12 protein-coding genes are annotated in these 12781 nt (G+C 67.7%); 10 read left to right on the top strand and 2 right to left on the bottom strand.

The genetic code is table 11. From position 1 onward, the window contains the following. The first annotated feature begins 216 nt into the window (after window positions 1-216). The 3 genes from E3T31_RS08815 (at window position 217) to E3T31_RS08805 (ending at window position 3341) form a co-directional block, all read left to right on the top strand. Window positions 217-1461 (top strand): MFS transporter, encoded by a 1245-nt coding sequence (locus E3T31_RS08815; protein WP_241977780.1) that lies wholly within the window; start codon window positions 217-219, stop codon window positions 1459-1461. 216 nt (window positions 1462-1677) lie between these two features. Further along, complete coding sequence (locus E3T31_RS08810; RefSeq protein ID WP_134468406.1) at window positions 1678-2691, top strand: ring-cleaving dioxygenase; 1014 nt, start codon at window positions 1678-1680, stop codon at window positions 2689-2691. Beyond that, a complete protein-coding gene (locus E3T31_RS08805; protein ID WP_134468405.1) occupies window positions 2688-3341 on the top strand; it encodes an alpha/beta hydrolase in 654 nt (217 codons plus the stop codon). Before E3T31_RS08810 ends, E3T31_RS08805 begins: the two co-directional genes overlap by 4 nt. A gap of 70 nt (window positions 3342-3411) precedes the next feature. Here E3T31_RS08805 and E3T31_RS08800 read toward each other — a convergent pair whose 3' ends face one another. Continuing rightward, window positions 3412-3768 (bottom strand): YrdB family protein, encoded by a 357-nt coding sequence (locus E3T31_RS08800; protein ID WP_241977778.1) that lies wholly within the window; start codon window positions 3766-3768, stop codon window positions 3412-3414. A gap of 157 nt (window positions 3769-3925) precedes the next feature. After that, window positions 3926-4780, bottom strand: coding sequence for a formyltetrahydrofolate deformylase (gene purU, locus E3T31_RS08795; RefSeq protein WP_134468404.1), 855 nt, complete (start codon window positions 4778-4780; stop codon window positions 3926-3928). Between the two features lie 289 nt (window positions 4781-5069). On the opposite strand from purU, the gene E3T31_RS08790 reads away from it, so the two are divergent. The 7 genes from E3T31_RS08790 (at window position 5070) to mnhG (ending at window position 12772) form a co-directional block, all read left to right on the top strand. Beyond that, on the top strand, window positions 5070-6317 hold the full coding sequence (locus tag E3T31_RS08790) for an MFS transporter (RefSeq protein WP_134468403.1): 1248 nt from the start codon (window positions 5070-5072) through the stop codon (window positions 6315-6317). Window positions 6318-6459: 142 nt separating this feature from the next. Further along, window positions 6460-9462 carry a Na+/H+ antiporter subunit A gene (locus E3T31_RS08785; RefSeq protein ID WP_134468402.1) on the top strand — a complete coding sequence of 1001 codons (3003 nt, stop codon included), beginning with the start codon at window positions 6460-6462 and terminating at the stop codon, window positions 9460-9462. Beyond that, window positions 9459-9977: a sodium:proton antiporter gene (locus E3T31_RS08780; RefSeq protein WP_134468401.1), complete on the top strand. Its 519-nt coding sequence runs from the start codon at window positions 9459-9461 to the stop codon at window positions 9975-9977. Before E3T31_RS08785 ends, E3T31_RS08780 begins: the two co-directional genes overlap by 4 nt. Continuing rightward, window positions 9974-11581 (top strand): Na+/H+ antiporter subunit D, encoded by a 1608-nt coding sequence (locus E3T31_RS08775; protein ID WP_134468400.1) that lies wholly within the window; start codon window positions 9974-9976, stop codon window positions 11579-11581. Before E3T31_RS08780 ends, E3T31_RS08775 begins: the two co-directional genes overlap by 4 nt. Next, the gene (locus E3T31_RS08770) at window positions 11578-12165 is read left to right on the top strand and encodes a Na+/H+ antiporter subunit E (RefSeq protein WP_104132257.1); all 588 of its coding nucleotides are present in this window, start codon (window positions 11578-11580) and stop codon (window positions 12163-12165) included. Before E3T31_RS08775 ends, E3T31_RS08770 begins: the two co-directional genes overlap by 4 nt. Continuing rightward, the gene (locus E3T31_RS08765; RefSeq protein WP_233195173.1) at window positions 12162-12431 is read left to right on the top strand and encodes a monovalent cation/H+ antiporter complex subunit F; all 270 of its coding nucleotides are present in this window, start codon (window positions 12162-12164) and stop codon (window positions 12429-12431) included. Before E3T31_RS08770 ends, E3T31_RS08765 begins: the two co-directional genes overlap by 4 nt. Then, window positions 12428-12772, top strand: coding sequence for a monovalent cation/H(+) antiporter subunit G (mnhG, locus tag E3T31_RS08760; RefSeq protein ID WP_092449645.1), 345 nt, complete (start codon window positions 12428-12430; stop codon window positions 12770-12772). The genes E3T31_RS08765 and mnhG overlap by 4 nt, the downstream gene beginning before the upstream one ends. Window positions 12773-12781: the final 9 nt, after the last annotated feature.

The following is a 12781-nucleotide window of genomic DNA, read 5'->3' as shown; positions in this document are numbered from 1 at the left end:
CGGGGGCCGGGCCCGGTTTCATAAGGTGGGCCCGGCGACGTGGGGGCGACTGATCAAGCATCAGTCGCCCCCACTCGTGCTTCCGCGTTGCTCCCGCTCCGGTGCTTTCCGGGCCCGGGCCCGGAAACGGGGCCCATGATGGATCATGGGCCTGCTTCCCTAAGGTGGGCCCGGGCCGGGAACGGGTTGCGAGGCTGGGCAGTTTAGGCTGGAGGGATGCGACTGGCGGGATGGATGCGGGGGCGACTCCGGGCATCCGCTGTACCCGAACCGGGCGTCAGCCCGAAACCGCGGCTGAACCGCGACGTGATCGTGCTCGGCGTCATCGCCTTCTTCGTGATGGTGGGCTTCGGCGTCGTCGTGCCGGTGCTGCCGGTCTACGTGCAGAGCTTCGGTGTCGGCAACCTCGAGGTCGGCGCGGTCGTCTCGGCCTTCGCGCTCATGCGGTTCGTGTTCAGCCCCGCCTGTGGTCGCCTGATCGACTGGGCCGGGGAACGAACCGTGCTCGCCGTCGGAATCGGCATTGTCGCACTCTCCAGCGGACTGGTCGGGGCGGCCGACAGCTACCTGCAACTGTTGCTGCTGCGCGGGGCAGGCGGCATCGGCTCCGCCATGTTCTCCGTGTCGGCCATGACGCTGTTGCTGCGCACGGCCGAACCGGGCCGCCGGGCCCGCGCGATCGGCTTCTACCAGGGCGGATTCCTCATCGGTGGCATGGCCGGCCCGGCGATCGGCAGTCTGCTCGCGACCATCTCGCTGACCGCACCCTTCTTCTTCTACGCCGGAACCCTCACCGTGGCCGGCCTGGTCGGGCTGTTCCTGTTGCGCTCGGGCGGCCGGGGCAGCGCGCTGGCCGGCGCCGACGCATCCGCTGTGCGCACGCCGTTTCGCACCGTGCTGCGGGACGAGCGCTTTCGCGCGGCCTGCCTCGCGAATTTCGCTCAGGGCTGGACCTCGCTCGGGGTGCGCACCACCCTCATTCCACTGTTCGTGGTCGTCGTGCTTGGGGGGACGAGCTCGTGGACCGGGATCGCGTTGGCTGCCGCAGCCGTCGCTCAGGCGCTCGCTCTCGCGCCGGCTGCCCGCTTTGTCGACACCGTCGGCCGCAAACCGGCCATTATCGGGGCGTTCACTGTGGCCGGGCTCGCGATCGTTGCCATCTCGTTTGCGCCGAACATCTGGGTGCTCGGCGGTCTGCTCTGCGTCTACGGGGTCGCCGCCGCCTTCATGGGCACCGCTCCCGCCGCGGCGGTCGGCGATGCGGCCGGGGCGCACGGGGGCCGCCCGGTCTCGGTGTTCTCCATGTGCGCGGATGCCGGTGCGATCGTCGGTCCGCTGGTTGCCGGCCTGCTCGTCGACGCTTTTTCGTTCTCGGCCGGATTTGCCGTCGGCGCCGTGTTCCTGCTGATCGCCGCCGCCTATGCGCTGCGGATGCCGTCCGAGCGTCGCGTCGCCGCCTGAGTCCGATGGGGCGGCGTCAGCTCGGTCGCGCGCGTGGCTTATTCAGGACAGGCTAATGCCGTACGCCGAACTTCCGCATGATTGCGGGGCGCTCGCAGGGCGGCGGTGGCCGATTTCCCCAACTAGCCACAGGAAAGCGCGCGTGAGCGGTCGGGTTGGGAATACCGCGGCAAGTTCATGCGTTTGCATGAATATCAAACTCGCCAGGAGGACTTCATGACCGTACAGACCACCGGACTGCACCACGTCACCGCGATTGCCGGTGCCCCACAACGCAACATCGACTTCTACGTGACCGGGCTGGGACTTCGTCTTGTCAAGAAGACCGTCAACTTCGACGACCCGGGCACCTACCACCTGTACTACGGCGACGATTCCGGCCGGCCCGGCTCGCTGCTCACCTTCTTTCCCTGGACCGGCATTCGCAGCGGCCACACCGGCGCCGGCCAGTCGACCACGACCGCGTTCTCCGTTCCGGCCGGCAGCATCGGCTGGTGGAAGGACCATTTCGCCAAGCTCGGTGTGGAATCCGCCGTGACCGGGCGCTCGTCCCACGAGGAGCGGCTCTCGCTGCGCGACCCCGACGGGCTTCAGCTCGACCTGGTGGCATCCTCAACGGTGGATCCGCGCAATCCCTGGGATTCCGCATCCGTTCCCGCTGAATTCGCGGTGCGCGGGCAGCACTCGTCGGTGCTCACCGTCGCCGACCCGGCGAAGACCGTCCAGGTGCTCACGGACGACCTCGGCATGCATGTCATCTCTGAAACGGATGGCCGCACTCGCGTTGGTGCCGGTGATGGCGCGCCCGGAAACCTCGTCGACGTGCTCGCCGACCCCTCCGGAACCCCCGGCCTGACCGCCGGCGGCAGCGTGCACCACGTGGCCTTCCGGGTGCCGGACCGCGCCACCCAGGCCGAATGGCGTGAACAGCTCGCCGACCGCGGTTACGGCGTGACCGCTATCCTGGACCGCCAGTACTTCACGTCGATCTACTTTCGCGAACCCGGCGGCGTGTTGTTCGAACTCGCCACCGACACCCCCGGCTTCGACATCGACGAGCCGCTGCTCGAACTTGGTCGCTCGCTCAGGCTGCCGCCGTGGCTCGAGCCGAGCCGCGAGGCCATCGAGAACGCGGTCGCGCCGATCGTGCTGCCGCCCGAGAACAACCCGGGGGTAGTGGATGCTCCAGCGCCGGTCACTGCCTCGGTCACCGCCTCGGTCACCGAATGAGCGACGCGACGCCGCAGGCCGAGTGGCCGCACCTGTTTCGCCCGGGCTCGGACGACGCCCGCGTGCTGCTGATGTTGCACGGGACCGGGGGCAACGAGCAGGAGATCGCCGGGCTCGCCAGCGCGCTCGATCCCACCGCTGCGATCCTCGCCCCGCGCGGTCGGGTGCAGGAAAACGGCATGAATCGTTGGTTCCGGCGACTGTCCGAGGGTGTGTTCGACACCGCGGACGTGGCCCGACGCGCTGACGACCTCGCCGCGTTTCTGACCTGGGCGCGCGCCACCTACGCGCTCGGCGACCGGCCGATTGTTGCCGTCGGCTTTTCCAACGGCGCCAACATTGCCCTGGCGACGGCGCTTCTGCACCCGGCGGTGCTGCCTCGCGTGATTGCGTTCTCCGGCATGCATCCGCTCGCCCCCTCGCTCGACGCCGACCGCGGGATCGACGCGCGGGTCGCTGCCGGAGATCTGAGCGCATCCGCTGTGTTGCTACTGAATGGTCGAACCGACCCGATGGCTCCGCTCGGCAGTGTGCAGAAGCTCGCGACCATGCTCGAGGAGCGCGGTGCGCACGTGCAGGTGGAGCTGCGCCCCGGTGGCCACGGCATCACCGAATCGGATGTCGCCGCCGCGGTGGCCTGGCTGGCCTAGCCCGCGAGAGCGCAAAAAGTGCCCGTTTGACACGTTCAATCGGGCACTTTTTGCGCTCTCGCGCAACGGGTTAGCGCAGCTCTTTGCGGCCGGAGATGACGCCGCTGACCGTCGCGACGACGGCGAAGATCACCGTGATGATGGGGAAACCGAGATCCCACCAGGCGATGGCCGCCGCACCGAAGATGGCGATCTCGATGAAGGCCTTGCCGAACGGGTCGAGGCGGAATACCGCCTTGGGGGAGCGGAACAGCGCCCAGACCAAAATGGCGAAGGCGGGGGCGGCGAGTCCGACCAGCACCCCGGGCCAGGGGAGCGGCCAGGCGACGAAGCCCCAGATTCCGAGGCTGACGAAGGCGAAGAGTTCGAGCACGAACCGGAGCATGTCGTTGGGGCCGATCTTCGGCAGGTCGCGCGTATTTGTCACCCGTCAATCCTACCGATCCGTCGTGCCGTCGCTTTCCGGGCCCGGGCCCGGAAAGCGGGCCCACGATAGATCATGGGCCCCGGACCGTAAGGTGGGCCCGGGCCGCGCGAGGGTGCTGGGTGGTTCAGGCCGTGCCGGGCCTGGGCCCCGTCCCCTGCTACTTGAAGATGATCGTGCGGGCACCGTCGAGCAGCACCCGGTTCTCGGCGAACCACTTCACCGCCTGGGTCAGCGTGCGGCTCTCCTCGTCCTGCCCGATCGACACCAGCTCGGCCGGAGTGCGCGAGTGGTCTACGCGCACGACGTTTTGCTCGATGATCGGTCCTTCGTCGAGGTCGCCGGTCACGAAGTGTGCGGTCGCGCCGATGAGCTTGACGCCGCGGGCATGCGCCTGGCGGTACGGGTTGGCACCCTTGAAACCGGGCAGAAATGAGTGGTGAATGTTGATGGCGCGCCCGCCCAGCCGTGCGCACAGCTCCGGCGAGAGGATCTGCATGTAGCGGGCGAGCACGACGAGTTCGATATCGAGCTCGTCGACCGCCTCGATGACGCGAGTTTCAAAGTCGGCCTTGCTGGCCGCATCCGTTATGGGCAGTGATTCGAACGGCACGCCATAAAACCCGACCAGGTCGCGCAGGGTGCCGTGATTGCTCAGCACGAGCGGAATCTCCACCGGAAGCTGGCCGCCGCGCTGGCGAAACAGCAGATCGTTGACGCAGTGCCCGGCCGAGGATGCGAGCACGAGCGTGCGCAGCGGGCGCCCCACGACATCGATGATCGACGCCATCGCGTAGCGCTCGATCACCGGGGTCAGCGCCGCCTCGAGTTCGGGTCGGGTCACCGGGGACTGCACCTGGAGGCGGATGAAAAATCGTCCGGTGTCGGCGTTGGAGAATTGCTGGCTCTCCGAGATATTGCCGTGCGCCTGCACGATCGCGCCGGTGACGGCGTGCACGATTCCGGGCTGATCGGCACAGACCAGCGTGATTACCCAGTGATGCGGAGAAGTCATCCGACCAGAATACCGGGCCGGCGAGCGGATGCTGCTGACCGGCCGATCCCGCCGGCACCACGAGCGGATGCTGCTGACCTTCAGCCCCGGCCCGAGCGATCGAGTGTGCCCGAGCCATGCTCGATCCCGACGCGCTGGCTGCCTGCCCGCCCAGTTGACCCGCCAGCACCGTCCGGTACACTCGACGTGGTCGCGCTGAACAAGCCGGCCCCGGGCGCGCACGTCGGCGCGCAGCCGGCTCCGGTGCGAACGACCGGACGCCCGCCGAGCCACCAGTATGAGTGCATCCATGACCAATACCGCCAACATCTTTCTGCCCACCGTGCCGCGCACCCCTGCCGCGAAGGCCACGCAGCCGTTCCCCTGGGTCGGCCTGATCACCCTCGCCGCCGCCGTTTTTCTGTCGGTCACCTCCGAGATGCTGCCGACCGGCCTGCTGCCGGAGATGAGCGAGAGCCTGAACGTCACCGAGAGCCAGATTGGCCTGCTCGTGTCGTGGTTTGCGTTCACCGTCGTCGTCACGAGCGCGCCCGTAGCGATCCTGACCCGCCGGTTTCCGCGGCACGGACTCATCATCATCGTGCTCGTCATCTTCGCGCTCAGCAGCGTGCTCACCGCCATCGCGCCGACCTACGAGCTGGTCGTCGCGGCGCGGGTGCTCGGCGGCGTCGCCCACGGCCTGTTCTGGTCGGTGGTCGGTGCCTACGCCGCCCACCTCGTGCCCAAGGCGCAAATCGGCCGCGCCGTGTCGATCACCGTCGCCGGCGGAACGCTCGCCTTTGTCTTCGGTGTGCCGCTCGGCACCGCGGCCGGCCACCTGCTCGGTTGGCGCCTCTCCTTCGTCGCCCTCGGCGTGCTCATGCTGATCGGCGCCGCCCTGGTCTGGAAGTTCCTGCCCCCGGTCGCCCGGCATTCCACAAGCACGTCCACAACGGATGCCGCCGCATCCGCTCCCCAGGGCGGTCGCCGCGACGCAACCATTCCCGCTGTCGTGCTGATCTGCTTCATCACCGGCATCACCATGGTCGGCCACTACAGCTTCTACACCTACATCGCCCCGTTTCTGCTCGACGGTCTCGGCGTCGCCGCGAGCCAGCTGGCACCGCTGCTCTTCGCCTACGGTGTCGCCGGGGCGATCGGGCTGCTGCTCGTCGGCACCGTCTTCGGTCCGCGTCCGACGCTCGGCCTCGTGCTCGGTCTGGCGGCCAGCGCTGTGAGCGTCACCCTGCTCGCCCTGTTCAGTGCCACTCTGCCGGTCGCGCTCGCCGCTTTCGTGCTCTGGGGAATGGCCTTCGGAACCTTGCCACCGTTAATGCAGACCCGAATGCTGCACGCTGCGTCCCCGGAGATTCGCGACACCGCCTCCGCCTTCTATACCACCGCATTCAACGCTGGAATCGGTGGCGGCGCGCTGCTCGGCGCGGTGCTGATCGAGACCGTCGGGCTCGAGTTCGTGCCGCTGGTCTACGTGGGTTTGCTCGTCGTCGCGCTCGCGCTCGTGGTCGTCACCGACCTGGTCGGCCGCCGCCGCTCCTGACGTTTTCATCACTCTGACTTCGTCCAGGCCGGGCACCGCACCTGAGTCGACCGCTGCACGTTTGCGGCGCCGACGGCAGACCGTCCCATGTCGGCGGGTAGACTAGACCTTCACACCCCGACCTGACAAGCCTGGAGGCCGCATGGTTCAATTCCTCCTCGCGTTTGTCGTTCTCTCGGTGCTCACGCCGTGGCTCACCCGGCGCGTCGGCACCCGCGTCTTCTACCTGATCGCCCTGCTGCCGGCCGGAGCGTTCGCGTACACGCTCACCCAGACCGCCACGGTCACCGCGGGTGGGGCCGTGACCCAGTCCATTCCGTGGATTCCGCAGCTCGGCATCAGCCTCTCCTTTCGGGTCGACACCCTGGCCTGGCTGCTCGCCCTCGTGGTCACCGGCGTCGGCGCCCTCGTGCTGATCTATTGCGCGCGTTACTTCACCGACGACGAACCGAGTCTCGGCCGGTTCGCCGCGCTGCTGCTGGCCTTCGCCGGCACCATGTACGGCCTGGTCACCGCAGACGACCTGGTGATCATGTTCATGTTCTGGGAGATCACCAGCGTGCTCTCCTACCTGCTGATCGGGCATTACACCCATAAACGGGAGAGTCGCGGCGCTGCCCTGCAAGCCCTGATCGTGACGACTTTCGGCGGCCTAGTCATGCTCGTGGGCGTCGTGATGATCTCGGTCGCCTCCGGCACCACGAGCCTGGCCTATATCGTCGCCAATCCGGTGACCAGCACGATGGGTACCTGGGCGATTCTGCTCATCCTGGTTGGGGCGCTCTCCAAGAGTGCGCTCGTGCCGTTCCACTTCTGGCTGCCCGCAGCGATGGCCGCGCCCACCCCGGTCAGCGCCTATCTGCACGCCGCCGCGATGGTCAAGGCCGGCATCTACATCGTCGCCCGGCTCGCTCCCGGCTACGCCGACAGCGAGGGCTGGCTGCCGGTGCTGGTCACGCTTGGCGTCTGGACCATGGTCGTCGGGGCCTGGCGTGCGCTGCGCCAGTACGACCTCAAGCTGCTGCTCGCCTATGGCACGGTCAGCCAGCTCGGCTTTCTCATGATCGCGATCGGATTCAATACCCGCGACACCGCGCTCGCCGGGGCCGCCCTGCTGCTCGCGCACGCCCTCTACAAGGCCACCCTCTTTCTCGTCGTCGGCGTGATCGACCACCGCGCCGGCACCCGGGACTGGCGCAAACTGAGCGGCGTCGGCCGCAGCGCCCCGGCGCTCGCGCTGATCGCGCTCGTCGCCGTCGCGTCGATGGCCGGGCTGCCCCCCTTGTTCGGTTTCGTCGCCAAGGAAGCCGTCTTCACCTCGCTGCTAGACGCTGGCGTCGGGGGATCCGGCTGGGGCTACGCGGCCCTCATCGGCACGGCCGTTGGGTCCGTGCTGACGGTGGCCTACAGCATCCGTTTCTTCTGGGGTGCTTTTGGAACGCGCAGGGAACAGCCGGACACAGTGCTGCACGCGAGCCCGTGGGACACCCTGCTCGCCCCCGGCGTACTCACCGTCGCGACGATCGGACTCGGCCTGTTCGCCGCGCTGCTCGACCCGCTGCTCGCGCCCTACGCCGACACCGTGCCGGGCGCCGGCAGCATCACCGAACCGCCGTACCATCTCGCGCTCTGGCACGGGTTCGAGCCGGCGCTGTACGTCAGCGCTGTCGTTCTCATTCTGGGCGCGCTGTTGTTCCGCGCTCGCCGGGGGGTGGCCAGGTTGCAGGCGAAGGTGCCCGACGTTATCGACGCCGGCCGCGGCTATGGCAAGGCCATCCGCAGCGTCGACCGGGTCGCCGCCCGGGTCACCCACTTCGCCCAGCAGGGCGGGCTGCCGCAGTACCTCGGCACGATTCTCAGTGTGTTCGTGGTCGCCCTCGGCTTCGCAGCGTTCGTCAACCGTACCTGGCCCGAAACGATCGTGCTCTGGGACTATCCAGGCCAGGTATTGATTGCCCTGATCATGGCCATTTGCGCGGTGATGGCGGCTCGGGTCGGGCAACGGATGACCGCGGTCATCCTCGCCGGCGTCACCGGCTACGGCCTCGTCGCCCTGTTCGCCTTTCACGGTGCGCCCGACCTCGCCCTGACCCAGGCCCTGGTCGAATCGATCACCCTGGTGATCTTCGTGCTCGTGCTGCGCCGCCTGCCGGCGAACATCGCCCAGCACAACAAGCCAGTGCGCCGCAAACGCCGCCTGCTGATCGGCAGCCTGGTCGGCCTGGTCATGGGCACGATCGGTTTCATCGCGCTCGGCGCCCGCGACTTTGCGAGCATCGCCGGCGCCCTGCCACGGCTCTCGGTCGACGACGGGCACGGCGACAATATCGTCAACGTGATGCTCGTCGATATTCGTGCCTGGGACACCATGGGCGAGGTGTCCGTGCTCATCGTCGTCGCGACCGGCGTCGCGAGCCTGCTGTTCGTCTCCGGCCGCAACTCGGTCGTGCCGCGCCTGAAGGAATCCCGCAGCCTGCGCGCGGGCGCCAACCGGCGCCGCGTCGTCGCCGACCCGGAGCTGTCCAGCGAGGGGCACGCCGTCACCCGGCAGGCGTTCCTGCTCGCCGGGCGCAAGAACGACCCGCGCAACCGGTCGATCCTGATCGAAGTGCTCGTGCGATTGCTGTTCCACCCGGCCATGATCGTGTCGATCTACCTGCTCTTCGCCGGCCACAACCTGCCCGGTGGCGGCTTCGCTGGTGGGCTGCTCGCCGGCCTCGCCCTGGTGGCCCGCTACCTTGCCGGGGGGCGTTACGAACTCAGCGAAGCCGCACCGATCGACCCGGGCAAGATCCTCGGCCTCGGCGTCATCCTCGCCGTGGGCATGGCCGTCGTCTCGCTGTTCTTCGACGGGATCCCCCTCGAATCGGCCTACTTCACCGCCACAGTGCCCGTACTCGGCGACCTATCCTTTGGCACCTCGACCATCTTCGACATCGGCGTCTACCTCGTCGTGATCGGCCTCACCTACGACATTCTGCGCAGCCTCGGCAGCGAGATCGATCGGCAGAGCGAGAACGACGAAATCGGCCCGCGGCCCGCGCCCGATGACACGGCTGCCCCGGCCGAGCCCTCGACCGACACGGCTGCAGGGCTGAACATCCATCCCCTGCACGAGATCCCGAACGGAGGAGCCACCCGATGAGCGCCTCCCTCACCCTCGTCATCGTCATGGCCGTCATGTACGCGGCCGGCGTCTACGTCATGCTCGAACGCAGCCTGACCCGGGTGCTGATTGGATTTCTGCTGGTCGGCAACGCCACCAACCTGCTCATCTTCATCATGAGCGGACGCCCCGGCAGCTCGCCGATCGTCACCGGCACGAGCGTTCAGGACATGGTCGACCCGATTCCGCAGGTGCTCATGCTCACCGCGATCGTGATCAACTTCGGCATCACCGCGCTGCTGCTCGCCCTCATCTACCGGTCCTGGTGGCTAGCCCAGCTCGGCGACGAGGGCGACACCCTCACCGACGAGCACGCCACGGAAGGTGCCGCCGACGCCACCTTCCGTTCCTCCTCCGACGATGACGACGCCATCGCCGAGTCCATCGACGAGTTCGAGCGCGGCGACGGCGCCACCAGCGATGAAGACACGTCGAAAGCGGATGCTGCCGGCCGCGCCGGCGCATCCGCTTCAGACGAGAGGAACGCGCGATGACCGCTCTGGTTCCCCTGATCGTCTGCCTGCCGCTGCTCGGTGCGGGGGTCGCCCTGATGCTCGGCCAGCGCCGCCGCCTGCAGGTGCTCGTGAGCGTTCTCAGCCTCGGGGCGGCGACCGTAATGAGCGCCGTGCTGCTGGTCCTGGTCGACCGGCACGGACCGGCCGTGGTGCAGGTCGGCGGCTGGGACGCGCCGTGGGGCATCGTGCTCGTCGTCGACCGACTGTCGGCGATCATGCTGCTCATCTCGGCGCTCATGCTGCTCGGCGTGCTGCTGTTCGCCGTCGGCCAGGGCATCATCGACGGTGACCTCGAAACGCCGGTCTCGATCTTTCACCCGACCTACCTCGTGCTGGCCGCCGGCCTGTTCAACGCCTTCGTCGCCGGCGACCTGTTCACCATGTACGTCGGTTTCGAGATGCTGCTCTCGGCCAGCTATGTGCTGCTGACCCTTGGCGGTACGGGAGCGCGCATCCGGGTGGGTATCACCTACATCGTGGTGAGCCTGGTGTCGTCCCTGCTGTTCCTCAGCGCGATCGCCCTCATCTACGGCGCCACCGGCACGGTCACCCTCGCCCTCATCGCCGAGCGGATGCCCGATCTCCCCGCCGATATTCAGCTGATTCTCGGTCTGTTGCTGCTGATCGCCTTCGGGGTGAAGGCCGCGGTCTTTCCGATGTCGTTCTGGCTGCCGGACTCCTACCCGACCGCGCCCGCCCCGGTCACGGCGGTCTTCGCCGGGCTGCTCACCAAGGTCGGGGTGTACGCGATTCTGCGCACCCAGACGCTGTTCTTTCCCGACAAGCAGTTCTCGACGCCGCTCATGGTCGTCGCCGCGCTGACCCTGCTGGTGGGCATTTTGGGCGCGCTCGCTCAGGCCGATATCAAACGCCTGCTGTCGTTCACCCTGGTCAGCCACATCGGCTACATGCTGTTCGGGATCGCGATCGGCACCCCGCTCGCCATCGCCGCGACCATCTTCTACGTCGTGCACCACATCACCGTGCAGACGACCCTGTTTCTGGCCGCCGGGCTGATCGATCGGGTCGGCGGAACTACCTCGCTGTCGCGGCTCGGCGGGCTGCTGAAATCGTCGCCGCTGGTGGCCATTTTGTTCTTTCTCGGCGCGCTCAACCTCGGCGGAATCCCGCCGTTCTCCGGTTTTCTCGGCAAGATCGCCCTGTTCCAGGCCGGCACGATCGTGGCCGACCCGCGCATCTACGTGCTGATCGGGGTCGGCGCGCTCACCTCGCTGCTGACCCTCTACGCCCTTGCCCGGGCCTGGAACCTGGCGTTCTGGCGGCCGAAGAAACAGGTGAAGGACTACACCTCGTCAATGTCGGCGCAGCTCGTGGAAGACCCGCAGGACGCTGGGCTCGTGCTGAAGAAGACGATCTCGCCGCTCATGGTCGGCGCGACCACCTCCATGCTCGTGCTGACCCTGGGGCTGACGGTGTTCGCCGGGCCGATCTTCGCCCTCGCCACCCGAGCTGCTGCCAATATCAGCTCGCCGTCGACCTACATTGATGCCGTGTTCCCGAACGGTACCGGTTCAATCGAAGACAGCAACGTGGGCACCAACTTCGAGGGGGGTTCCCGATGACCACGCCGCGCGAACGGCGGGGCGCCGTCGGCAACCAGATTCCGCCGCTGATCGCCCTGATCGTGCTGTGGATGCTGCTCTGGGGCGAATTCTCCTGGCTCAATCTGCTCGTCGCGCTCGTCGTCGGCATCGTCGTTACCGTGGCGTTTTATCTGGTGCCGGTGCAGCTGAGTGGGCGGCTGCATCCGCTGCACACCGTCGTATTCTTCGTGCGACTGATCCTGGACATTGTGCGCGCCTCGATCGACGTGTCCTGGCTGGCCGTGAAGCCGCGGCTGGTCACGTCGAACGCCATTCTGGAGATTCGACTGCGCACCCGCAGCGACCTCATTCTCACCTGGACCGCCGTGGCCACGTCGATCGTTCCCGGCTCGATCGTGGTCGACATCGACCGGGAATCGTCGATCCTCTACCTGCACGTGCTCAATATGCAGAGCGCTCGCGATATCGAGAGTTTTCGCCGCCGGGTGCTGGACACCGAGCGACGCATCGTGCGCGGGTTCGGCTCAAGCGAAGACGTTGAACGGATGCGCGGGGTGCGGCCCGCAGATCGGCGCGCATCTCGCCTGAAGGGAACCTCATGATGTTGCAGATTGTGGCCGTCGTCGCGTCGATCATGTTCGCGGTCGGCGCGCTACTGGCCGTATACCGCATCGTCGTCGGCCCGAGCGTGCTGGACCGGGTCATCGCCTCCGATGTGCTGGTCGCGACGATCATTTGCGCCCTGGCCGCGGAGATGGCGCTCAACCGGCACACCGACACCCTGCCGGTGCTGCTCGTGCTGGCGCTGTTCGCGGTGCTCGGATCGCTCAGCGTCGCCCGCTTTCTGCCGGCCAGGGACAGCGCATGAGCGCCCTGTTGCACGACGTGCTGACGGCCATTCTGGTGCTCGCCGGCGCCGCGATGTGCCTCGCCGCCGGAATCGGGCTGATTCGCTTTCCCGACGTTCTGTCGCGCCTGCACGCCGCGACCAAGCCGCAGATCTTCGGGCTCATGGCCGTGACAGCGGATGTCGCGATCAACAATTTCTCGGTCGGCACCGTCACCCTCGTGGTCGCCATCGTGGTGTTTCAGGCGCTGACCGCGCCGATGGCCGCGCACCTCGTGGGTCGGGCCGCCTACGAGACCGAGCACCTGCGGCCCGACCTGCTCATCGTTGACGAGCTGCGCGATCGCCGCGCTGCCCGCTGACCCGGCCCG

The sequence above is a fragment of the Cryobacterium sp. TMS1-13-1 genome (assembly GCF_004403125.1).
GTDB classification, from domain to species: domain Bacteria; phylum Actinomycetota; class Actinomycetes; order Actinomycetales; family Microbacteriaceae; genus Cryobacterium; species Cryobacterium levicorallinum.
The sequence above is the reverse complement of the archived record's forward strand: the minus strand, read 5'-3'. Positions and strand labels throughout refer to the sequence as shown.